At 31.5% G+C, this 23,555-nt stretch carries 32 protein-coding genes and 4 pseudogenes; all 36 read left to right on the top strand.

The genetic code is table 11. The features are described from left to right. Positions 1-7 precede the first annotated feature (7 nt). The 36 genes and pseudogenes from AC3WTA_RS19120 (at position 8) to AC3WTA_RS19295 (ending at position 23,548) form a co-directional block, all read left to right on the top strand. Entirely contained in the window at positions 8-628 is a 621-nt protein-coding gene (locus tag AC3WTA_RS19120; RefSeq protein WP_050552140.1) for an HNH endonuclease, read from the top strand. 17 nt (positions 629-645) lie between these two features. After that, positions 646-1,113 (top strand): DUF6985 domain-containing protein, encoded by a 468-nt coding sequence (locus tag AC3WTA_RS19125; protein ID WP_000154329.1) that lies wholly within the window; start codon positions 646-648, stop codon positions 1,111-1,113. A gap of 560 nt (positions 1,114-1,673) precedes the next feature. Continuing rightward, positions 1,674-2,456, top strand: a complete 783-nt coding sequence (locus AC3WTA_RS19130) for a recombinase family protein (protein ID WP_000504229.1) — start codon at positions 1,674-1,676, stop codon at positions 2,454-2,456. Between the two features lie 158 nt (positions 2,457-2,614). After that, entirely contained in the window at positions 2,615-3,850 is a 1,236-nt protein-coding gene (locus AC3WTA_RS19135) for an IS110 family RNA-guided transposase (RefSeq protein ID WP_000551889.1), read from the top strand. A gap of 201 nt (positions 3,851-4,051) precedes the next feature. Then, a pseudogene (locus tag AC3WTA_RS19140) lies at positions 4,052-4,335 on the top strand (hypothetical protein). 18 nt (positions 4,336-4,353) lie between these two features. Next, positions 4,354-5,052, top strand: coding sequence for an SMI1/KNR4 family protein (locus tag AC3WTA_RS19145; protein ID WP_097860362.1), 699 nt, complete (start codon positions 4,354-4,356; stop codon positions 5,050-5,052). Between the two features lie 597 nt (positions 5,053-5,649). Next, entirely contained in the window at positions 5,650-6,090 is a 441-nt protein-coding gene (locus AC3WTA_RS19150; RefSeq protein ID WP_002096449.1) for a hypothetical protein, read from the top strand. Between the two features lie 187 nt (positions 6,091-6,277). Continuing rightward, positions 6,278-6,466, top strand: a pseudogene (locus AC3WTA_RS19155) (HNH endonuclease); the annotation flags it as partial. A 55-nt stretch (positions 6,467-6,521) separates the two neighbouring features. Continuing rightward, positions 6,522-6,989: a DUF6985 domain-containing protein gene (locus AC3WTA_RS19160; protein WP_002096450.1), complete on the top strand. Its 468-nt coding sequence runs from the start codon at positions 6,522-6,524 to the stop codon at positions 6,987-6,989. Between the two features lie 410 nt (positions 6,990-7,399). After that, complete coding sequence (locus AC3WTA_RS19165; protein WP_078183098.1) at positions 7,400-7,669, top strand: hypothetical protein; 270 nt, start codon at positions 7,400-7,402, stop codon at positions 7,667-7,669. 31 nt (positions 7,670-7,700) lie between these two features. Continuing rightward, a complete protein-coding gene (locus AC3WTA_RS19170) occupies positions 7,701-8,402 on the top strand; it encodes a hypothetical protein (protein WP_000095662.1) in 702 nt (233 codons plus the stop codon). Between the two features lie 43 nt (positions 8,403-8,445). Further along, the gene (locus AC3WTA_RS19175; protein ID WP_225989072.1) at positions 8,446-8,634 is read left to right on the top strand and encodes a hypothetical protein; all 189 of its coding nucleotides are present in this window, start codon (positions 8,446-8,448) and stop codon (positions 8,632-8,634) included. Between the two features lie 45 nt (positions 8,635-8,679). Beyond that, positions 8,680-9,195, top strand: a complete 516-nt coding sequence (locus tag AC3WTA_RS19180) for a SecY-interacting protein Syd (RefSeq protein WP_002096453.1) — start codon at positions 8,680-8,682, stop codon at positions 9,193-9,195. Between the two features lie 409 nt (positions 9,196-9,604). Then, on the top strand, positions 9,605-9,922 hold the full coding sequence (locus tag AC3WTA_RS19185; RefSeq protein WP_000268266.1) for a DUF6572 domain-containing protein: 318 nt from the start codon (positions 9,605-9,607) through the stop codon (positions 9,920-9,922). A 26-nt stretch (positions 9,923-9,948) separates the two neighbouring features. Further along, positions 9,949-10,485, top strand: a complete 537-nt coding sequence (locus AC3WTA_RS19190) for a SecY-interacting protein Syd (RefSeq protein ID WP_000665917.1) — start codon at positions 9,949-9,951, stop codon at positions 10,483-10,485. Between the two features lie 358 nt (positions 10,486-10,843). Further along, on the top strand, positions 10,844-11,389 hold the full coding sequence (locus AC3WTA_RS19195; RefSeq protein ID WP_070168960.1) for a T6SS immunity protein Tdi1 domain-containing protein: 546 nt from the start codon (positions 10,844-10,846) through the stop codon (positions 11,387-11,389). Positions 11,390-11,701: 312 nt separating this feature from the next. Next, the gene (locus AC3WTA_RS19200; RefSeq protein ID WP_000700047.1) at positions 11,702-12,172 is read left to right on the top strand and encodes a DUF6985 domain-containing protein; all 471 of its coding nucleotides are present in this window, start codon (positions 11,702-11,704) and stop codon (positions 12,170-12,172) included. Positions 12,173-12,398: 226 nt separating this feature from the next. After that, positions 12,399-12,548 (top strand): hypothetical protein, encoded by a 150-nt coding sequence (locus AC3WTA_RS19205; RefSeq protein ID WP_002096454.1) that lies wholly within the window; start codon positions 12,399-12,401, stop codon positions 12,546-12,548. Positions 12,549-12,705: 157 nt separating this feature from the next. After that, positions 12,706-13,098, top strand: a complete 393-nt coding sequence (locus AC3WTA_RS19210) for an immunity 22 family protein (RefSeq protein WP_000660887.1) — start codon at positions 12,706-12,708, stop codon at positions 13,096-13,098. A 285-nt stretch (positions 13,099-13,383) separates the two neighbouring features. Next, positions 13,384-13,832 (top strand): annotated as a pseudogene (locus AC3WTA_RS19215) (hypothetical protein). Positions 13,833-13,957: 125 nt separating this feature from the next. Beyond that, positions 13,958-15,103 (top strand): suppressor of fused domain protein, encoded by a 1,146-nt coding sequence (locus AC3WTA_RS19220; protein ID WP_070168957.1) that lies wholly within the window; start codon positions 13,958-13,960, stop codon positions 15,101-15,103. 312 nt (positions 15,104-15,415) lie between these two features. Further along, a complete protein-coding gene (locus AC3WTA_RS19225) occupies positions 15,416-15,772 on the top strand; it encodes an Imm3 family immunity protein (RefSeq protein ID WP_000390490.1) in 357 nt (118 codons plus the stop codon). A gap of 514 nt (positions 15,773-16,286) precedes the next feature. Continuing rightward, positions 16,287-16,436, top strand: a complete 150-nt coding sequence (locus tag AC3WTA_RS19230; protein WP_240515198.1) for a hypothetical protein — start codon at positions 16,287-16,289, stop codon at positions 16,434-16,436. A 151-nt stretch (positions 16,437-16,587) separates the two neighbouring features. Further along, complete coding sequence (locus tag AC3WTA_RS19235; protein ID WP_000422370.1) at positions 16,588-17,004, top strand: tetratricopeptide repeat protein; 417 nt, start codon at positions 16,588-16,590, stop codon at positions 17,002-17,004. 11 nt (positions 17,005-17,015) lie between these two features. Continuing rightward, on the top strand, positions 17,016-17,438 hold the full coding sequence (locus AC3WTA_RS19240; RefSeq protein WP_000996346.1) for a hypothetical protein: 423 nt from the start codon (positions 17,016-17,018) through the stop codon (positions 17,436-17,438). Continuing rightward, a complete protein-coding gene (locus AC3WTA_RS19245; RefSeq protein ID WP_240515199.1) occupies positions 17,439-17,564 on the top strand; it encodes a DNA/RNA non-specific endonuclease in 126 nt (41 codons plus the stop codon). Between the two features lie 181 nt (positions 17,565-17,745). Further along, on the top strand, positions 17,746-18,201 hold the full coding sequence (locus AC3WTA_RS19250; RefSeq protein ID WP_000657434.1) for an immunity protein YezG family protein: 456 nt from the start codon (positions 17,746-17,748) through the stop codon (positions 18,199-18,201). Between the two features lie 153 nt (positions 18,202-18,354). After that, positions 18,355-18,843: an SMI1/KNR4 family protein gene (locus tag AC3WTA_RS19255; RefSeq protein ID WP_000018127.1), complete on the top strand. Its 489-nt coding sequence runs from the start codon at positions 18,355-18,357 to the stop codon at positions 18,841-18,843. 147 nt (positions 18,844-18,990) lie between these two features. After that, complete coding sequence (locus AC3WTA_RS19260; protein ID WP_492332967.1) at positions 18,991-19,218, top strand: immunity protein Imm33 domain-containing protein; 228 nt, start codon at positions 18,991-18,993, stop codon at positions 19,216-19,218. A gap of 105 nt (positions 19,219-19,323) precedes the next feature. Continuing rightward, positions 19,324-19,719 carry an immunity 22 family protein gene (locus AC3WTA_RS19265; protein ID WP_000445625.1) on the top strand — a complete coding sequence of 132 codons (396 nt, stop codon included), beginning with the start codon at positions 19,324-19,326 and terminating at the stop codon, positions 19,717-19,719. A 137-nt stretch (positions 19,720-19,856) separates the two neighbouring features. Then, positions 19,857-20,273, top strand: coding sequence for a hypothetical protein (locus AC3WTA_RS19270; RefSeq protein ID WP_000332225.1), 417 nt, complete (start codon positions 19,857-19,859; stop codon positions 20,271-20,273). Between the two features lie 307 nt (positions 20,274-20,580). Beyond that, positions 20,581-21,237 carry an SMI1/KNR4 family protein gene (locus tag AC3WTA_RS19275; protein ID WP_000177836.1) on the top strand — a complete coding sequence of 219 codons (657 nt, stop codon included), beginning with the start codon at positions 20,581-20,583 and terminating at the stop codon, positions 21,235-21,237. A 336-nt stretch (positions 21,238-21,573) separates the two neighbouring features. After that, the gene (locus tag AC3WTA_RS19280; RefSeq protein WP_002096458.1) at positions 21,574-22,062 is read left to right on the top strand and encodes a hypothetical protein; all 489 of its coding nucleotides are present in this window, start codon (positions 21,574-21,576) and stop codon (positions 22,060-22,062) included. A 61-nt stretch (positions 22,063-22,123) separates the two neighbouring features. After that, a pseudogene (locus AC3WTA_RS19285) lies at positions 22,124-22,234 on the top strand (cytoplasmic protein); the annotation flags it as partial. Between the two features lie 120 nt (positions 22,235-22,354). Then, positions 22,355-23,008: an SMI1/KNR4 family protein gene (locus AC3WTA_RS19290; protein ID WP_000609059.1), complete on the top strand. Its 654-nt coding sequence runs from the start codon at positions 22,355-22,357 to the stop codon at positions 23,006-23,008. 72 nt (positions 23,009-23,080) lie between these two features. Further along, entirely contained in the window at positions 23,081-23,548 is a 468-nt protein-coding gene (locus tag AC3WTA_RS19295; protein WP_000586127.1) for a DUF2004 domain-containing protein, read from the top strand. Positions 23,549-23,555: the final 7 nt, after the last annotated feature.

A 23,555-nucleotide genomic window follows, 5' to 3' on the forward strand; every position in this document is an offset into this window, starting at 1 on the left:
GCGATAATTGGTAACCCAATTATCGCTTTTGGTTTTAAATAAGGGTACGGGTAATAGAGAGGCTGAAGTTCCACCTGCTTTTAGACAAACTGATTTTGCTAGTTCTTATGAGGCAAGGCTTAATCAGACACCTGCATTAGAGAATCCAAAGGTTGAATTTGAGGGAATACGGGGTGAATCTAAGTGCATACTTAAGCCACCACCAGACCGTCAATTAAAACAAATTTTAGATGAAGTTGGGATTGAGGGTATTCAATATAAAAATGCAGTTCCTGACTTTTCACCAACAGCAAAGGCACAAGTTGAAATCAACTATATGCTTGGAGGAAAAGGAACTTATGGAGGGAAAGCCAGACGAGCTAATTTTGTTCAATCAGACCAAAAATTAGCTGACCAGATTAATGGTTCACCTGAATTAGCAAGTCAATTTGGGATGGAATCTGGTAAAATCAGTGCAAGAGATATAAAAAAATATCGAGAAAAAAATAAATTAACATGGCATGAATTAAATGATGTTAAAACAATGCAACTCGTGCCAACAAAAATAAATAGTGAATTCGGACACCTTGGTGGTGTAGGGGAAATAAACGCAGGAGCTTTTAAACCTGGAGGGTTTGCTAATAAATAAAAAGAGGAGATTTTAAAATGACTATAAACGATCCAATTTTTGGTGAACTTGAGTATGAGTATGGTTGGACTAAGGATACCATTATTCGTTTTTTTGGAAAAGAATCTGAGATATCTTTGATGATAGATGGTGAAGAAGATGGAGAGTTTGATGAAGAGCAGTATATGGCATATCAAGCATTAATGCAGAATTGGGAGGATTTACAGCCAAGTTTATTGCAATCAATATTAGACTATTACAAACAAAAGCGACATGAACTAGGTTATGATATTGGATTAAATGAAAATTATCCATTAATTGAAACACCTGATCAAATACTAGAAATGATAACTTTAGATGGAATTGTTGTTCCATATGCGGATATTTTTGAAGGGCGAGATATTGGAATTACATTTAACTGTACATGGGATATAGAAAATGGATTAGGGCTTCGTCTATTAAATGAAAAAATAATTGAAGTAGGTTATCAGGATGTTGCAATTTAAAACAGGCTGTTAAAAAGTAAAGACTCATGATGGTTGTACCGTCATGGAGTACTGTGTGCAATGATAGAATAGAAAATAAAGTACGAGCTTAGGCGAGATAACATTTTAATGGGTGATGAATATAAACACATGGAATGTATATTAAACTAACGAACTCGTACAAACTCGTAAGTTTTAATATAGTATTTGTCATGATGTACAAAAGGTGTCATATTGTTACTACAAAACTTACAAATTTACGCAACTTAAAAACATATGAACTTAAAGCACTTGATTGTCAATTAAAGGCAACAAGTGCTTTTTTGCGTTTTAGCGTAGAAATTTAAAAGAGCATTATAATTTTATAAGTGGATTAAGTGTTAAATTTTTATTGTTGTTTTATAGATTGTAATGGCTATGTACAGTGTACGACGATAGTAGAGGGGAAAATAAAGGGTTGTGTTATTTTTTGAAGTCATCGTAAAGTACGTTTTAACGGATGGACGTTATGCATACGTTATCCGCAAAAAACGGGTAAACGTTACAGGGACTTTAATTGCTGTAACGGGAAGGGGCTCAATATGGGAGAGAAAGTAGTTGGTTATGTACGAGTTTCAACGGAAGGACAAGTGCGTGAAGGGTATAGCCTAACGTATCAAGTAGAAGAAATTGAACGGTACTGCATCGAAAATAAACTACAACTGCTTCACATATACGAAGATAAAGGAATCAGCGGAGCGAAAGTAGATGAAGATGGATTAACAGTTGAACGTGAAGGTCTACAAGAGCTATTGTCGGATATGGCATATCATCAAGTGAGCAAAGTTATTGTACTAAATACATCTCGGTTATGGCGCTCTGATATGGCAAAAGTGTTAATACAACGAGAGCTAAAGAAACACAAGGTAGATGTGAAAGCAATTGAACAACCAAATTATAGTATATACACGCATGACCCAAATGACTTTTTAGTAAATGGTATGTTAGAGCTATTAGATCAATATCAACGTCTTGAGATTGCATTAAAGCTAAGTAGAGGCAGAAAGAAAAAAGCAGAACAAGGTGGATATGCGGGGGGCGGTGTGATGTTTGGTTATAGAGTAAAGAAAGGACAAAAAGTGTTAGAGGTAGATGCGGAGAAAGCGATAGTTGTACGTAGACTATTTGAATTAAGACACTTTTTTAAACATTGGTCGCTAACTCAATTGGCAGAACGACTAAATAGGGAAGGGTATTGTACTGAGAAAGGAAAGCTGTTTACGAAAGTACAAGTGAAACGCATGTTAGATAGAGAGAACTTTTATCGAGGGGTGTATACATACGGGCAAATACAAACAAATGGGAAGCATCCAGCAATTATATAAAAGTCGTACTTAAAAAAATCGCTCATTTTACTATATGTACTTATGAAATTATGAAAATGGATAGGCTTGCGTACCTATGCGCATCGGAAGATGAACGCTCGAACTAAGGTTGCCGACATTTTTATATATGACTAAATCATTGGATAGAGGGATGAGTTATGCATAATAGACAAAACTATTTGTATGTAGGAGTAGATTTACATAAGGAGCATCATACGGCTGTTATTATTAATTGTTGGCAAGAGAAACTAGGAGAAATACAATTTGATAATAAACCATCTGCATTTTCGAAGTTCTTATTAGAAGTAGAGACATATGTGAGTGATGGTTTATCAGTTGTATTTGGTTTAGAAGATGTTGGTGGTTATGGAAGAGCGTTAGCGAAATATTTAGTAGATCACGAACAGGTAGTAAAAGAGGTAAACCCAGCTTTATCATTTTTAGAACGAAAAAGCCAAGTGATGATACACAAAAATGATAGTTGGGATGCGGAATGTGTGGCACGCATATTGATAAACAAATTTAATCAATTACCAGATGCAAAGCCAAACGATTTATTATGGTCAATACAACAACTGGTTTCAAGAAGGAATGCATTAGTAAAAGCACAAAGTTCATTAAAGAACCAATTACATATTCAATTAAACCACCATTATCCAAGTTATAAAAAGTTTTTCTCAGAGTTAGATGGAAAAACAGCATTAGCATTTTGGGAGCAATATCCGTCACCCTCTTGTTTAGAGGGAGCGAATATAAAGCAATTAACAGCTTTTTTATTAGATGTTAGCAACAATACATGTTCAGTAAAGAAAGCAAGCGAAATATTAAAACTTGTAAAAGAAGATGGACAAACAATGAAAGAGTATCAGGAAACGCGAGATTTTTTAGTAAGAAGTATTGTAAGGGACATTGAGTTTAAAAAGAAGGAAATGAAATACATCGAAAGAGAATTAAAACAGCTAGTAAAACTACTAGATTATCAATTAGAGACGATGCCGGGAATAGAACTTGTGACGGCATCAGCATTAATAGCTGAAATTGGGGATGTAAGACGATTTCCAAATGCCAATAAATTAGCACGATTTGCGGGGATTGCGCCGGTTTACTTTGGTTCTGGCGGAAAAGGTAAGACACATAAAAGCAAACAAGGAAACAGGGCGTTACACGCTTTATTTTATAATTTAGCAGTACAGCAAGTGCAAGTAGCAAAAGGAAGTAAGATGCCACGAAACCCAGTGTTTCATGCGTACTATCAAAAGAAGCTTAAAGAAGGTAAAACAAAAGGACAAGCACTTGTGTGTATTATGAGAAGGCTTGTAAACATTATATATGGAATGATGAAATATAAAACAGCATATGAATTGCCGATAGTGGAAGAAAAAGAAGTAGTTTAATAAGGTTTTACAGGGTTTGCTTTTTTATTGTTAGGGTTTAAGATTACAACATAGGGTACGGGTGATATTGGAACACCGCCTCGATACGGGGAAAGAAGAATCTCAAAGGAATTATATGATGAATTAAGAGATGGAACGCCTGACCCTGCTTTACCTGGTAAGTATATTACAGATAGACTTCAAGCTGATCATATCGTATCAATGAAAAATATAGCAAAGATGGAGAATTTTGATAAACTAACAAAAGAACAACAACTTAAGGTTTTAAATAATGAAGAGAATTTTCTAGGATTAAGTGAAGCAGCCAATAAATCTAAGGGGTCTAAATCTTATTCTGATTGGACAATTTATAAGAAATAAAAAATTGAAGTTGATCCTAAGTTTAGAGAAGAGATGATAAAGAAGAAAAAAGAATTAGAAATGAAATTACAAAAACAAATTGATGATTTTGTTGAAAGGAAATAAAAAAGGATATAGATAAATAAAGGAGATGACATAGCATTATGGAACAAAAACTTGGTTTTTTAAGAAAATATAAAAGAAATGCACAACTTATATCATGCCATAGGATTAATGAACTTAATTGTGAGAAAATACCAAATTCATGGTATGAATTGTTTCAAGAAGAAAACGTAGACAAGAGAGTTGAGAGTATTTTATCAATATGGAAAGAGCAAGTAGGAGTGGAATTAAGAAACACTATTTCTTATTTGTCTAGGCACCTTGAGGAAGTAGAGCTTATGGACATAAATGGTAGATATTCAATTTTATACACTATTAAAACAGATAATGGTGAAATTCTATATTATGAGGGGGGGAATCCCAAAGATGAGTTTAATAATGAAGCATTAGAAAAATCTTGGGATAAGATTCCTTCAACAATACGAAATTTTTATCGAACTGTTCATAATGGTTTCTATTTTTATGCGAGTCAATCTATGGGGTTAGTTCCTTTAGAAAATGTAACTTTTTTTGATGATGATGAATGGGGTATTATTGAGGAGTTAGAAGAGCCTTTACAAATTGATTTACAAACTACTTTTGGTTTCTTTAAAAGTGGTATGGGTGGTTATGTTGCAGTAGATTATAAGAATTCTAATAATGATAATGCGACTTTATGGTGGACGAATAAAGAGCCTAGATATAATATGAATTTTTGGGACATTGTTGATGAATGGATAGTAATTGGATTTGAAGTTTAGTTTAAAGGTTCTGTTGCAAAGTTTTTATATAAACAAAAAAATCCTAATTTAGTAGGTAGAGTTTATACAACTTTGAATAGATTCTCTAATTCATTGTACGTCGAAAAAACGAAGTACGAGCTAGGTGAGATGACATTTTACTGGGTGATGAATATAATCACATGGAAATTATATTAAACTAAGAACCCGTACAAACTCGTCAATTTTAACTTAGTAGTTGTCATGGCATGTAAAAGGTGTCGTACTGTTAATACAAAACTTACAGATCTTATAAATCTTACAAATTTATGCTACTTAAAAACATATGAACTTAAAGCACTTGATTGTCTACGAAAGGCAACAAGTGCTTTTTTATTAGATAGGCATGCTATAAATTTTTAGAAAATATTTTTTATGAATTCAGGCTAATGAAAATTACTATTATTATATAATTGAAAATATATTAGCCAAAGGTGTGGACTGACCACGAATAATAAAGTTGTTTAAAAAATCGTACAGAATTGAAATTTAATACCATCTTTTGAGTTTCTCGTATAATAAAAGGAATAATGTTTCGATATCTGTGGTTAGTTAATAAAAGGGAATGAGGTTTTGGGAGTGAAAATACCGCCACATATTACAGGTTTGAAAGCAATACATTTAAATTCCCATAATGAAAATGAAACAAAGAGAATATTTTATGATGTATTGAGGACATGTAAATTCAAAATAGTAGAATGGATACAACCACACTATCCAAAAAATTTTTTTGAAGTGATAGTGATAATAGACGATAAGGAATTTATTATTTTATTGCATGAGTTTTATCCTTTCTTAGCTTTTGCGGATAAAAATGTAGAAGGGAAACTTATTTTTAGTTTTATTGATATGCCCATATTAGAAAGTGAATTTGAAGCGTACTATCAAGTGTTGTTGAAATCTTATTTAGAAAAGCCTTTTATACCTAGGGAACACAACTTAACAGAAGAAGAATTAAAAGATGCTAAATATTGGCGACCAGAAAATATCGGTGAAGTAATTTTTAATGTTTGGGATTGAATATTAAAGGGGTGATTATTAATTATTAGCTATCCAGAAATTAAACACTTTTATTATTCACTTAAATGAAAAAGTGCAACAAATAAAACTTATTTTTAAACAACTTTAATAACCTCGTACCAAATTAACAGGCCGAAGGTTATTGCATTTCTAGACACAAAATTAAACAACTTGATTATCACTGCACATGGACTATGTATCCCTATTCGTTAAAGGTGTAGAAATACTGCCAGATGGAAGTGTCGCTAGAACTGGAACAAACTAAAGCGGGAAATTCCAAGAAGCCCATGATGCCTAAAAAACGAGTATTCAGAGTAGGATCTCGAATTTGGAGGGTGATGGGGTTAAGGGTACGGGTGATAGAGATGTTGATATTCCACCAGCCTTCAAGTAAGAGTGAATTTCCGATAAATGGAAAGGGAGGGTTTAAAATGAAAATAAATGATGCAGTTTTTGGGGAGCTTGAATATGATTATGTCTGGAGTAGAGAGACTACCATTGAGTTTTGCGGAAAAGAAGCCGATATTGCTTTGATAATAGACGGTGAAGAAGATGGTGAATTTAGTGAAAAACAGTATGCTTCGTATAATTCTTTAATACAAAATTTGGGGCATCTTCAACAAAGTATTTTGCAACCAATTTTAGATTATTACAAGCAAAAACGACATGAGCTTGGGTATGATGTTTCATATAATGAAAATTATCCTTTACTTGAAACGATTAATCAGCTTCTTGAAAGGATCAGGCTAGTGGGGATTTATGTCCCATCTGCTAGACGCTTTGAAGGCAGATATATTGGACTAACATTTGACTGTACATGGGACATGGAAAATGGGGTAGGTATTCGTCTAATAAATGAAGAAGTAGCTAGGGTAGGATACCAAGATGTTGCAATTTAAGCATTACTATTTGTTAGAAATACACATAACAGAGTATGAAAAATTAGTTTGTTTTGGAAGTGAATAGCAAAACAGTAGAGATAGGTACTAGAAATCTCTGCTGTTTTTTTATGCAAATGGAAAAATTAATTTTTAAGGTTATTCCTATCTTACATACCATTGAGGTCTTTTACTAAAGATATTGGATTTGTAAATCCATCTGGTAAGGGTACGGGTGAAAGTGGAATTCCTCCTAGGTGCGGTGAGAGAAAGATTACAGATGAAGAATATAAAGCATTAAGAAAAAAACACCGACAGCAAAAATAAGAAAACAAGTAAATAAAGGCCACAATAAAAAGATAGAAACGGAAGATCAAGCTCTTCCTGGAAAAACTTTTATAGGTTCACTAGAAGCAGATCATATTGTGTCTATAGACAGAATCACAAATATGGATGGTTTTGGTAATTTAACAGAAAAACAACAGTTAGAAGTATTAAATAACCCAGAAAACTTTACAGGATTAAGTAAATCTGCAAACACTTCAAAGCAATCTAAATCGTATGAAGAATGGACACATTATAAAAAGGGGACACCAGATGAAATAGAAGTTAGTCCTGACTTTAGGAGTAAGATGATTACAAGAGAAAAACAGCTTGAAAGAATATTGCAAAAACAAATTGATGATTTTAACAAAGAATAATATAAAATAATATTAAAAAGGATGGGGAAAAATGAGTTCTAAGTTAGATATATTAAGAGAGTATAATGAAGATATTCAATTGATTAATGCAAATGAATTTAAGAATATAAATGCATCTTTAATTCCTGATTTATGGGTGGAAGTATTTAGTGAATATAATAGAGAAAAGAGAATCAAGAAAATTTTAAGTATATGGAAAAAATATGTAGATAATAATTTATCTAATACTATTGCTTACTTATCAGAATACCTTGAGGATATTGAACTGATGATAAGTGAGGACACCTATTCAATCTTGTATACAATAAAAAATCAAGGTGGAGAAGATTTATATTATGAAGGAAGAAATCCTAAAGATAGTTTTAATAATGAGGAATTAGAATCTTCATGGAGAGAAATTCCTGAATCTATTAGGGACTTTTACGAAAATGTTCATAATGGATTTTATGATTACACAAGTGAATCGATGGGATTGATGCCATTAGAAGCTATAACTTACTTTGGGGATGAAGACTTAGAGTGGGGGATTATAGATGAATTGGAAGAACCTATAAAGATTAATTTAAAAACATCTTTTGGATTCTTTAGTAATGGTATGGGGAGCTACATAGCTATAGATTATGAAAATTGTAAGAATAACAATGCTATTTTTTGGTCAGCTAAAAGTCAGCCTAAATATAATGTTCACTTTTGGAATTTTGTAGATGAATGGATTGTTATCGGTTTTGAATAAAAGGGTTTTAAAATTTTGATACAAAGTCTATAAACTTAAAGAGATTTTTAGGTTTAGAAAACATTTCCCCCAATATGATTTAAAAGAATTATATAATGACACTTTATTACATCATCACATTGGTGGTGGAGGTCAAACTGTTGATGTACCCTCAAAGCTACATCCAGGTTTAGGGGGATTCATAATGCTGAGAAAAGCGCAGGAATTTGGGGAAATGACCAAAATATGCTGAACTATTAGAAAAGTAAGGGTGATTATTTTGGTAATGAAGGATGCTATGAGCAAATATTTTAATTTAAGAAAAGAATATTTTGATAAAGGGTTAGATTTTTTATTTAAAACGCCATATAACGAAGAAGTGGATTCATTTATATATATAGGTGAAATGGATGATGAAGAAGAAATTTCATGGAAACCTATTGAAAAAAATAATAAGAATGATTTAACGACGATTGAGGAAAAATTTGAAATTAAATTGCACACTTCAATTGATTATTATTTTAATTCTTATTGGTTTGCTGATTTAGATGGATTTGTTGATAATCATTATATTAGGTTAGAACCTGTATTACCAAATATTGAATTGGATTCCTTCGAAAGTAATTTAGAAGGGTATAAAAACAATCATAATAAGGTTGATAAGACTCCAATAGGTGTAGAAGGGAACGGTTTGATAGTTGTGTTAGATAATGTAAGTGGTAAGGTTGAATTGGAGGGTTTTGAACGAGGTTCGTTTGAAGCGCTTTCGGATAGTCTAGATGAGTTAATTTCTAATTTAAAGTTACAAAAATAATATACTAAGAACATTTATATGAAAAAATGTCTGATATGAAGTGTAGACCGAGTGTTAGATACAATTGGACTGCAGTATTTTATAGAAAGATATGATTAAGATCAAGCTAAGACCTACAAAATTTATGCTATTTAAAAAACATATGAAATTAATGCACTTGATTGTCTACGAAAGGCAACAAGTGCTTTTTTTATACATAGGCATGTTATAATTTTATTAGGAGATTATTTAGACTATATAAATAATTTAAATTCAATTAATAGAAACGATAGATAACATCATAGCAGGATTTGAAAATGTAGAAACTAACTAATCTCAACAGACAGATCTTTATGATCCTAATGAAGAAAAAATATATATGAGTACATTGTAGATTATTGCAATAGACATATATAGGATAGGAGAAAATATGGCAGTTATAGATTTGGACCAGATAGATGCAATTGGAGTAGAAGGTAAAAACCTAAAGTTGTTAATAATAGACTATCTAGACTGGGAATATGAAGACATGCATCTAGACGTACTACAAGAAAAAATTAATAATTACTTAATATATATTGAAGATAAGCAGTACTTTAAAGATTACGGAGACAACTTTGAGAAAAAAATAATTGATATACATTTCCAACATAGTGTTTCGGAAAATGGATTGAAATTTCTGGATGTAGTTTCCAGTCAGCTAAGTAATACTGACATTTTCATCGATATTCACTTACCAGAAGAATAATTCTTTATTGAGGAGTGATTTCTAATATGAAAGAGGTTATGAAAGACTATTTCGGAAGATTTATAGATAAATGGATGGAGTACAACAACTCATTACCGCAAATAGCATGGAATGAAGATGTAGATGAATTTATATATTTGGGTGAAGAAGATGAAAATGGATATATTTGTTGGAAACCAATGGAGAAGGGAGTGGAATTTTCCTTTGATGAAATTGAAAGTCAATACAACGTTCAGTTACATGATTCGGTGAAGCAGTATTTCACTTCGTATTGGTTTTTAGAATTAACAGGATGGATTTCTTCTTATAATATTAATTTGCATCCTGTTATTCCAGGGATTGAACCAGATTATTTTATTTCACTTGTCAAAGACTATGCGGAATCTAAAAATGATATTTTTAAGTATATCCCAATTGGTTATGAATCAAATGGGATGTTAATAGTGCTAGACAACAATACAGGTGAAATTTTAGTTGAGGATTTTGAATTAAATGAGTATAAACAAATTACAAACAGCTTAGAAAACCTCATTTCACAATTTAAATTTAGGTGTGAAAAATAGAAATGCATACCAATAGGCAGCAAGAAAAAGAGCATTAAGAGATAAAATTGATAAGCTATTTGAACAAGGGTTAACACTTAAAGAAGCGAATGAAAACTCAAACAGTCATACATAATTTAGATCAAGTTGCTGGGGAGATTTAGTATTTATGTTCTTAATCAAGGTATTGAATAAAGTGAAATTGGGGGTTTTGTTCATCCCCACTGATTATCATCCCTCACCAATTGGGCTTTTACGGGCAGTTGATCCCCCACTTAACTTCATTGCTTTCTTTGAAAAATATCTTCGAGCATGAATGAAGAACAACTAAAAAATACTTATTTGAATGTAAAGTTAATACATTAAAGGAGGAGTTTAAATGGAGCAATATTTAAAAGATTTTAAGTTACATAATAAAGTACCGAGTGAACTCATTGAAAAGTATAAACACGTAGTACCAAATGAAATAATAAATTTTTGGAGTAATTATGGATTTGGTACATTTATGCAAGGATATTTTAAAAGTGTAAATCCAGAGGAATTTAAAGAGATTTTGGAGGAGAGTAGTCAAAGATATAAGGATTCAATAGTATTGTTTGCTACAGGTATGGGAGACTTGGTTATTTGGTCAGATGGATATGTTAGATTACTTAATTACAGGTATGGTATAGTAAAGACCATTATGTTTACATTTAAATTTTTCTTTCAAAATATTGCTGATTTAGAATTCAGGGATGAAGATTTATCTTGGCAGCCTTATCCCAAAGCACTTAAACAATACAATGAGTTAGAGTATGATGAGTGTTTTGGTTATACACCTCTATTAGGGTTAGGTGGAGCAGAAAAAGTAGAGAACTTAAAAAAGGTCAAATTGAAGGAACATATTCTTATTATTACTGCTTTTATGGGGCCAGTAGAGGTATAAGGTTCGTTCTAATGAATTAGACTTACTATTTATTTTCTATTTTACAAGTACATATGAAATTAAAGCGCTTGGTTGTCTACTTAAGGCAACCAAGTGCTTTTTTTATTAGTGCATGCAATGCTATAAAATTATTTTATATGAATTCAAGTTAACAAAATTTGCTAATATTATATAATTGAAAATATATTAGCAAAAGAAATGGACAATACCCCATTCTTCATAAAAAATCAAGAAACATTACTTAATGGAAGTGCACGTAAATAGGGTGGAACGAACTTCGGTAGAAAGAGTAAACAATAAAGGAGATATGTAATGAAAATAAATGATGCCAATTTTGGCGAACTTGAGTTTAATAATTATGATTGGATTGGATATAAAAACATTGATTTTTTTGGGAACGAAGTTAAGGTGACGTTAATAGTTAGGGGAGAAGATGATGGTCATTTTGAGAAAGAACAATATACGGCATATAACTTTTTAATAGAAAGATGGCTACAATTACAACAAAGTATTTTAGAGTCTATATTAGATTATTATAAACAAAAAAGAGATGAACTTGGTTACGATGTTGAGCCTAACGAAAGTTATCCTTTAATAGAAACAGCTACTCAAGTTCTTGAAAAAATAACCTTAGTTGGAATTTTTATTCCGGATAATGATCTTATCGATTTTCTTGATATTGGACTTACATTTGACTGTACGTGGGATATGGAAAATGGATTAGGTCTTTGTCTTATGAAAGGTGAAGTAACAGAGGTAGGTTATCAGGATGTTGTACTTTAAATTTTGAAGCCTATTTTTATAGAGACAATAATATTGTTTAATTATTCATTCGTAATATATGAGCTGCAGCTTTAAAAGAAAAATCACCAAAAGAAGTAACAGTTAAGATTGATGTAATATACTTTGGGAATGATATGAGTCTATACAAATTTATAGTTACTTACAATATAGATGGTAAGCCAGGTAATGCAAAATTAAAAATTTTATAAAAGGAGGGAAATGTAGTATGAAAGAGTTTGAAGATAGATTTAGTGAATTGCAAGCTGATATGGTATCCATATGTATGGAATATGTTGAAGATAGAGCGGATAAAGTATATATTTACGCTTCATGTGAAGTTACCAACATAGGAGCTAGTAATATTAATACAAAATAACTAGGAGGATTCAAATGATAGAACTGAATTTTTAACTATAGGCAAAAAGTATGTATTAAATGACGATCCTATTACTAATAATGATGAGAAGAAAGTTTAATAAATAGTTTGTAGGTTTATGTATAAAAGAATGTGTGAATAGAAAGGTAGTAGAATTATGAAAGAGAAAGTATCCATATGGGTTGGAAATTTTGAGAGTAAGGATGAATTTTTGAATTATACAAATAATGAATATACAGAAGATGGAGATAGTATATCTTCTAATTTCGAAAAGGACTTTAATTTGATTTATTATGATCGTGATTTAGTTGAAAAGGAATGGGTTAGTCAATCAAAAAATAATATAAAGGATTTATTGAAAGGTTTTTCTTACGTTGATCAATTTATTCAAAGATTTAAGTATACAAACTGTGAAAAGAAATTTAACGCAGCCATTTTAATTTACAATATGGAATACAATGCTAAGCAAAGAAAGGTTAAATATAAAAGTAACGAATTAGAATTTGTTGGAATTTATCAATATAGTATACCTATTGATGATAGATGGTAAATTTAAAGTTGGCTATAATTATGAGTATCTTCCAGAGGTAAATTCGTATGAATGACAATATGGGAATATACAATTTAACCTCATACCTAAATCTAATTTCAAAAAGAAATATTTGGACATTCATGAAGGGAAGAAAGTTTGAGTACAGTGGATTGTACTAGTACTGGATTGAGCATATTAAAACTTATAGTAGATTAATACAAATTCATATTAGTTTAATAATCAATGTAAAAAGATGATGTAATACATATACTATTAGAATGAAAGCATTAGGAGAGGCAATTTATGATAATAATGAATAATTACTCCAAGGTAGGAACATATATCATGTTAGAAAGTAGCGGATATTCAATAGTCGAAAAGAACAAGGTAGAGTTGGTTAGACAAGGTGTTGGAGGATTTAGTGAAGATGGGCAGGTAGTTGGTATATATATTAAAAATAACAAATTATATTTTTCTATAATGGACTTTCATTTGAAACATCGATAGGCAATTTCATTTGTGTAAATAGGTATATTTCCAAATATGAAAGATGTTTTAGTGTAACAATAGCAGGCCGAAATATCTGCCATATAGTTTACGAGCCTTTTATTGATCCAGGAATGATCTATTATGATGCAGATCCTGAAGAGTTTGATGTGTTACTATACTTAAGTAAATTATTGAAGAACGAGGATTCTATTAAGAGATTTTTGTACGGAATGGAAATGCTAAAAGAGCAGCATAAAGAATAGTGTTTTGGGTGTGGATACAATGAACTTTAAAATGTAGTACCATTACGAGTTAATTTGAATAACGCTATAAGAAAATTATCGGCATCTTTACGGAGAAAAAAAGAAGTTGAGCTAAGGGGATTAATATGCAAAATATTCAACTAGCTAAAGAAATTCGTACAGCCATTAAGCAAAATAATGTTAAAGGTGTAGTTGAGTTAATTGGTTCAGATACTGAGCTCTTGAATATGTCGATGAGACCGTTTGGAACTTTTTTTCATGTTGCAGCCACACATGGAAAGCTTGAAATAGTCAAGCGACTTATAGAATTAGGTGCTGATATAAATAAGCGCGGTGATGTATATGGTGGTGGGGCACTTAACCAAGCGGCTTCAAAAGGACAGTTTGAAATTGTTAGGTATCTATTGACTTGTGGAGCTGAAATGGATACGAGTGAACCGGAAAGGAATCCTTTGTTTGGTGCTATTCAGGGTGGATATATAGATATTGTAAAACTTCTGATTGAAAATGGAATTGACATTCACGTTAAGTACACGGGAGAATATATGAAAAATATGAATGCGTTAGCATTTGCACATGAACAAGGGCAAATAGAAATAGCGAATTTATTGGATGCTACTAAAAGAGGGGCATATAAAGATACTGGGGAAAATGAAAAAACTGAGATTTTAGATTATATAACAGAACAATTCGGCCCCATTGAGGATACTATCAGTGAAATCATACCCGGTAGTAAGGTATCAATTGATATTCAAATTATATTGCCATCAAAAAAACATGATTTTATAACTCTTGTGACTACTGGGATGAGTGATTTTGCAATGGATGATTCGGAAGACAGTAAGGGATTTAAGTATGCTGAATTAGTATTAAAGTTGCCTGCAAATTGGCCAATAAACAAAACAGAATTGACGAACAAAGATAATTATTGGCCTTTGAAGTGGTTGAGAATGGCTGCTCACATACCTCATAAATATGATGGTTGGTTAGAGGAAGGGGTCATTCTTCCAAATGGAGAACCTCCAATGCCATTTGCTTCTAATACAGAATTATCATGTATTTTAATCGGTAGATCTAAAGAGGTAAGAAGTTTTGTAGATTCAGAAAATAGAATGATTAATTTTTATACTTTAATACCTATTTATACAGAAGAAAGAATCAAAGCTTTACAAAAAGGACATGAATATTTAATAGGAAAATTTGATGAATGTGGTGTTTCAGATGTACTTGATATTAAAAGAGAAAACATTGGATTAAAAGAACAAGACTAGAGGTATTACATTTACTTGTTATAATATGTTTGATACGTAAGAATATTATGCCAGTATCCATTGACCATGGATGCTGGTTTTTTAACAGATATAAAAAATTGTAAGATTGAGTATATGTTTTTGAATGAAATTGCTTTAAAACTGGGGTATGCTGTAAATATTACTGGTAAAATTATATCATTTAGATAACTAGATACGCGTGATAGTTGTAGCAAAGTAATAGCTGAATTTGCTAATACATATAAGAATATTGAATTGGAAGTTATTCGCAATAACGATGAAAGACTTAAACTATAAAAGAGGAGTGATATCATGGAAGACTGGGAATATAATGAAATATTTGAGGTGATTAACGAAGACTATAATGATTATTTAAAATTAAATAGGGGACATGATTATGCAATAGCAAGAACTGTTAATGAATATATAAATGTTGGAAAGGTAGAAGACTTTATTGTTGATACTGCTGTAGGTGAAATATTGTTATCCAAAAATAAGGTCTTTATTGGGTATGTCGAAGGGATAACAAAGAGATTAAGTATGTTTAAAGATTTAGATGTTACAAACGAACTGACACATGAAGAAATAGCAGACTTGACTAATAGGGTAGAGAAAGTACTAGATGGTCTTAGTAAGGTTGAGATAGATTATAACCTTTATTTCGAGTAGTTATTTGCGAAATTGAACAAGAATATTTTTAAATTATGAATTAATGATGTGCTTTTTATGGATATTTACTTTGGACAACATGAAAGATGATATGCTGAAATTCAGAGCCCATGAAGGTAGTACCATCATGGAGTACAATGTGCGATGATAGAATAGAAAACAAAGTACGAGCTTAGGCAAAATGAAATTTTACATAGTGGTGAATATAAACACATGGAATGGGCATGAAACCAATAAACCCATAAGTTTTTACGTAGTAGTTGTCAATACATATAAAAGGTGCCATAGTACTCTAAAACTTACAAAATTAATGCTATTTAAAAGAGATGAACTTTGAGTACTTGATTGTCAGCTAAAGACAACAAGTGCTTTTTATTTTAAGATTACAACATAGGGTACGGGTAATGTACCTAAAGGCTATTATCAATCAAGATGCAAATGGAAAATGGCATCGACCTGTTGGGGAATACGCCTGGGAAAGGCTCCAATACGGGGAGAGAAGTAAACGGAAAGAATGGGAAATTCAATTTCATCGAAAATCCGTACAAAACGTGATGGTGAAATAGAATTTATGGCAAGTGATAATAAATGGTATCCTCTAGATCAAGCAGATATGACTCATTTAACTGATGTAGTTTTATGGTGGAATAGTACATACAGGTAGACATTATGGAGCGAAGTCCCCAGCGGTTAGAGAATGGATGTTAGACTCCAATAATTATGTATTAGATCATGATAGTTTAAATCGATGCGCAGGTACAAAGTTAAATGAAAACTACTTGCCAACAAATAAATAATTATTGGGAGGATTTATATTGGAACTCAACGATCAAGTGTATGACCGAATTGTGAGATTATGTAACAAAGGAGATGCTTTTGTTGAAAAAGGAAAAGATGATAAAGCAATAGAGAGCTATATAGCTGCTCTGGATTTGGTTCCGTTACCGAAGACCGATTGGGAAACAAGTACATGGATTTATACAGCATTAGGAGATACTTATTTTTTAAATTGTGAGTATGAGAAAGCAAAAAGTAATTTATATAATGCACGAAACTGTCCGGATGGTATTTCAAATCCATTTATTTTACTGAGGCTTGGAGAGAGTTTATTCGAGTGTGGGGAGCTTGATAAAGCTAAGGAGTATCTGTTAAGAGCTTACATTTTAGAAGGCTATAAACTCTTTTTTAATGAGGATGATAAGTATTTTGAATTGATTAAGGATATGATTTGAGGAGGATAAATATGGCCATTTTACAATCACCTATAAAAGAAGAATTCGAAAGTCTTTTGGAAAAAAGCAATGAACAATTTAATAATGGTAACTATAATCATTCTATTGTGTTATTAGAAGAGGCATGGGATATAATACCTGACCCTAAAGGTATTTATTGTGAAGAGAGTTACCATTTAGTTAAGGATATTATCTCCACTTGTTTTATGCTAAATGATTTAAAAAAAGCAAAAGAGTGGGCAGATAAAATATTTTTAACTGGATTTGCACGTATAGATTCCGGTGATAAGGAATTTATTGCAGGAAAAGTTTCTTTTGAATTAGGTGATTTAGAAACCGCAAAAGAATTTTTTAGTATTGCCAATAAAAAATCAGAAGGTAGATGTTTTGGGAATCCGAAGAATACTAAGTATCTTAAATTATTAAAAAGTTAAATGTTTAGCTGCGTAAAAGGGCAAGATCATGCAGGACATTTGGCAGGTGATAGATTTGAAGGTTCACCTGAAATTGAAAGTTTAGTTTCGCAATTAACTGATGTGAATTTGAAGAAATATAAATAAGTTGAAAATAAATGAGCTGCAGCTTTAAAAGAAAAACCACCAAAAGAAGTAACAGTTAAGATGGATATTATATACTTTGGAAATGATAAGAATCCAGACAAATTTATAGTTACTTACACTATAAAAAAGGTAAGCCAGGTAATGCAAAATTTAAAATTTTATAAAAGGAGTGTAATGTAGTATGAAAGAGTTTGAAGATAGATTTAGTGAATTGCAAGCTGATATGATATCCATATGTATGGAATATGTTGAAGATAGAGCTGATAAAGTATATGTGTACGCTTCATGTGAAGAAGATATGATTTCTAGTAGTTTCTTTTATTTCATTAACAATAAGTATGTAGAGTGTCACAAGGTTAATGATGCATTGGAAAATGGAGAAAAAAGATATGATGTATCTCCAGAACAAATGTTTCGGGTTCTGCAAATTATAAGTGAAGATATCGAAGGAATTGAAATGTTATGCAAAGAATACGAAAAAGATATGCCAACTGAGATGAAATTAATATACGATGCTAAGAGTGGTAAGTTTAAAGCTGAATATGAGTATGATTTAATCCATACAAGTGATGATATAAAAACGGCGGATGATTTTGCTGATGAGTGGTTTGAGGAAGTGAAAAATAATAACCTTTAAAAAATCAAAATTAATAGATATATTTAAATTGAATTAATAACTCATGAAAGTTTGAGCATTCATTTGTAGAATAGCGATAATACCAAATTCCAGATAAAGTGCAATTGGTATCAACCACTTAGATGAAAATAAATTATGGGGAGATGGTATTAGATGAGTCATATAGAATGGGATAATCCAGATAAACTTGTTAGTCGGCATTATGTGCTAGAGGTAGCCCGAAAAATGGGCGTTCATTTTCCACAAGATTATATTGAATGTGTACTTGAAAATAATGGTGCAAGTGCAGAACCCGAAGCTTTTGATGTAAACGAAGTAGAGCGGGTATTTGGCTCGTTACTTTCTTATGATGAAAAACGCATAGAGAATATATTAAAGATTTATGAAAAATATAAAGGAACAATTCCTAATCAGGTTATTCTTTTTGCAATTGATCCTTCAGGAAATTTGATCTGTTTTGATTATAAAAATCATGAAGAAAATCCAATTGTCATCTATTGGGAGCATGAAGGCGCATGGGAGAAAAAAGTGTTAATAAAAAGTGAAGGGATTACAACAGAAGAAGCAGAGAAAGTTGCAAGGGAAAATGTATTTTTTGTTGCTAATACGTTCACAGAGCTCTTAAGTAAATTACATGATTAATAGAAAGTTAAAATGAAAGGGTTATTTCATAATTAATTAGAGGAATGGGGAAAAATGAATCAAAAAAACCTATTAAATTATTAAAAAACTGGTGCCTGTATTGTTTCAAAAAATATAATTAATAAAACAGGAAAATTGAAACGGATATTGAGAGGAAATTTAATAGAAGCAGCAGATGATAGTTGGAAATTATTTTCGAAAATTGATGATGTTTATATTAATAATTCTGAAAATTTAGCGTTGTGTGATTTTAATGCCGTAGCAAATATTGAACTGGCCATTCTGGGAATATACGAGCTACCAATAGGTAGTGATTTACAATTAGTTTCTGAAAATGGAAAAATAAGATTTATTAATAATTTAACTGGTGAATAATTGAAATATTTAAAAAGAATTTAAGAAGCTGATTACACTATATCTGAAACAGTGTGCCTAATTTATTACTATTAGAACATAGAAAAATTGGAAAGGAGGATTAATATGGAAAGTCCAGGAGTTGTTTCTCTTTGGTTTGGAAATTGTACTAGCAAAATGGTGTTAAGAAAGTATGTAGAAATAAAATATGATAATGAGGGGAACAGAATTCCTTCGTGTTTTATGACTGATTTTCAAATAGATTTCATTGAGTATAACCAAGACTTATTAGAATGTACATATAATGAACATGTTACATCGTCTTTGTCTGAATTACTACAGAATGCTTCGTATTCTGAATTAATTATAAGTGAACTTATAGACTTTTATGGTGAAAATTTAGAAGAACAATACAATACTGTCATTAGGTTATATGATTTTGAGTATGAAGAACTTGTTGAAGAAGCAAAACTGGATAGTAGGAACTTTAAGTATATAGGATCGGTAATTTATGAAGATTAGAAATTTAATGTAATGACCACGTATATATATTACACCGGATTAAATGTATTAAAGTATTTTTTGAAGTAAAGAAAAGCCTTTCTTTTCAAAAGACAAAAGGTGCTTTTTTACATAGGTAATTTTGGAGGTAGATAGGAATGGCTTATGTAACAGGTGAAAAAGGTATCTTTATACAAAAATTAATGGATAAGAGTAATGAAGAGTTTGATAAAGGGAATTTAGAAGAGTCTGTTTTTTTATTGGAGCGAGCATGGGGAGAGCTTCCAAATGATAAAATAACTTATGATGAAAGTTTTTTAATAATATGGGGTATTTTAGATATCTCGATTTTATTAAGTGATGTTGAACGGATGAAAAAATGGATTGATAAAATATTTGTCGCAGATCCTGAAAGAGGAGATACAGGCGAACGAGAATTTTGGGCTGGCAAGGTGGCTTATGAAGTAGGAGATTTCTCTAAAGCTAGAGGGTATTTAGAGATAGCTAATAAGAAATCTAGAGGTAGATGTTTTAGTACAGAGGATGGAGATTATTTGATTTTTTTAAAGAGTTAATGAAATAATCTCCAATCAACTAAATTGAAGGATTTTAAAATGATATCGGGAGTTTCTAAGTTAGGAAGATGAAATATTAAAGGAGGTTTCACAGATCTTATAAACAATTTATTTATACCCTCGGCATAGTAGTCCTGCAAATACATATTCGGATATAAATCACTTTATTTTTACTGTATACACAGAATCTTCATATGAGGTAAAGAAAAAATAACAATATCTATTATTAATATTCTTGGCTTAGTTTGTTAGTAAACAACCAGATACAAAAGAATACATATAAAGTATGAATAGGGATGTAGTAAAAATGACAATGATACAATTTAATTCTTATCATCAAAAAGTAGAGATAAAGAGAAATTTAGAACTTATTAACTTAGAACATAAAAAAATTAGAGAGTATGTAAATTTTGATGTGTGTTCTTTTGAGCAATTAGATGAATTTCAAGTAGGATACAGTATTGACACCGATGGAAACTCCCTTGTAACCGATGAGGAAGATACTTGGGACGCAAATTGGATTGTTATTGCATATGAAACGATGTGTGGAGATCCAATTATTATTGATTTAAGTGAGGAAAGATACCCTATTTCTTCCATCATGCACGGAATGGACAGTTGGAGTGGTGGCGATTTTCTTGCAGATTCCATGGACTCATTTATTAATTTTATGAAAGATATAGGTGATTTTCTTACTGAGAAACAAGTGTTAGAAGGTAAAAGAATGATACAAACTAAAGAATTGGAAATATTGCTAAATGAGTTTTTGGAAAGAAATAAATTTACTGATTTTGAAATATGGCACTCTTTATTAAGTCCATTATTTGATATTGCAGAAGAATATGAGCAAACAATGGAGATAAAAGTAAAAAAGATGAAGGAAGAAGGAAAGAAAATAACGGAGATTGCTCACATGCTTAATATAAAACCTAAAGAAGTGTATGAGTATATTAAAAAAGTTTAATAGAAACTCTTCACTTTTAAGAGAATAATCAAGCACGGTGAATGGAGCAATACAGGCAGAAAATGCTCGAATTTTTATAAAGCCGAAACAAAAAATCTGCTGAAGAAGAATCCATTTTGATCAATCTTTTTTTCAAAATGGATTCTTTTTATTTATTGTAAAACCTAGGATTAAGAGTTGTTTTTGATTAGACTTTAGGGTATTGGGGTTTCGAGGCAGCTCTGCATGAGCAAAGATACTTACAAAAAATCAATGAAATTCAAATGAATATCCATAAGTGAATACAGTATGGAGAATGGGACTGAAGGACGAAGGACGCGAAAGGTGGCTACTGGGATGAAGTATGGTGAAAATACTAAGTTAGTTGAGGAAGTCATCGAGTATATACAAAAAAGAAGCTTATTTGATAGGAATGATATAAAGTTACATGAATTATTACATGACATTGAAATGATTCATGATTTTGATAAAGCACAGGAATTGGCTTGGTCTCAAGATTTGGATGTTACCCAAATCGTTTGGGATGATATGAAATCGGATGAAAGTGCAAAATTATTAGAAGGAACTTATAACCCTAATATGGAATCAAAAAAAGAGATGTTATATGAAGTTTTTTCTGATAACTATAATTATTATCAGGCGTTTATTTCTATTGATCATATAAATATTCTTGAAGAAGTAGAAAGAGACCTTGAGATGTGTGCACTAAATCGTTTAGTAAATGGAAAAGTGGATAATTTTTATCCCGCATTAACGGGCAGTAAGACCGCCACCTCAAAATTCAGCGAGAGCAAAGAAGTTAGGTGGGGGATCAACTGCCCGTAAAAGCCCGATTGGTTCAACTAATAATCAGTGGGGATGAACAAAACCCCCACTGATTAAAGTTTCACTTTATGAAAAGGTATTTGAGGTGTATAAAATGGGAGGATGGCCTTGTGGATGGAAAGGTGAGTACATGAAAGGGAAAATGATGGTCTACTTACCAAATGAAAAATGAAGGCTTACATACCGACATACTTTATAAATTTAATGAAATCTATAGTGAAATGATTATAGAGAGATGGCAGGGAGTAATCGATACGTATAAATATCTTGATAGTTTAGGAGGGATTATTAAATGATTAATCTATTTAATATTTCAGATTTGATAGAAAAGTCAGCGGCGAGTGATATTGAAATTCAAGCAGTAGAAAATCGCATGAATGTTACATTACCTAATGTATATAAGGAATTATTGAGATGTACAAATGGCTTTTCAATCGGTGGTGGGTTACTTATTTATGGTACGGAGCATATTGGAGAAAGGAACGAGGTTTGGGAAGTAGATGAGTATGCGAGGGGGTATGTCACAATTGGTGATGACGGTGGCGGTAATGTATTTTTAATGGCTCAGTATGCAGAGGAAAAAGAGGTGGTAGTAATTGATTCTGGGGACATGAATCCAAACTATGCTACTGTAATTACCGCTGATTTTAAAAAATGGGTGAATAGTGGTTGTGTAAGTGAAATAGAACAGAAAACGATAAATAAGTCGTCTGATATATGTAATATAGTGTTAGTGAAAACTCCTAGTGAAGGTTTGAAAGATTTAATAAGAATAAAGAACGTATTAGGGCTTGAGATTTCCGCAATTGATTTGCTAAAGGGTTCAAAAAATCTTCCTTATATATTAGTAGAGAGATTTCCATACGGTAAGGCGAAAAAACTCATTGAAAAATTAGCAATTGATAGTACTATACTGAGTATAGAAACGACTGGAAAAAACAGTTAATATCAGAGGGTAACTTTCATACGAATAGAGAAATCGATATGAATCCAAGGGAGTAAATAGGGAGAGTTAAAAATGATTATAAATGATGTAGTTTTTGGTGAGATTGAGTATACATATGGATGGGTTAAGGACATTAACGTTGAATTTTGTGGAAAAGAAGTTGAAATAGCATTGATAGTGAAAGGTGAAGAAGACGGTAAGTTTGATGAAGGACAATATACTGCTTATAATTCATTGTTGCAAAATTGGGAACAATTGCAGCAAGTTTTTTTACAAGCGATTTTAGACTATTACAATCAAGAGCGTCAACAATTAGGATATGCTGTTGGATTTAATGAAAATTATCCGCATATCGAAACAATTGATCAATTACTTAAGAGGATCACATTAGTTGGAATTGTAGTCCCATATGGAGATATTCATGAAGAGAGAGATATTGGGATAACTTTCGATTGTACGTGGGATACAGAGAATGGACTCGGAATACGTCTACTAAATGAAAAAGTAACTGAAGTGGGGTATCAAGACGTTGCTATTTAACTTTTAA

This window comes from Bacillus sp. EB106-07-01-XG149 (assembly GCF_058791555.1).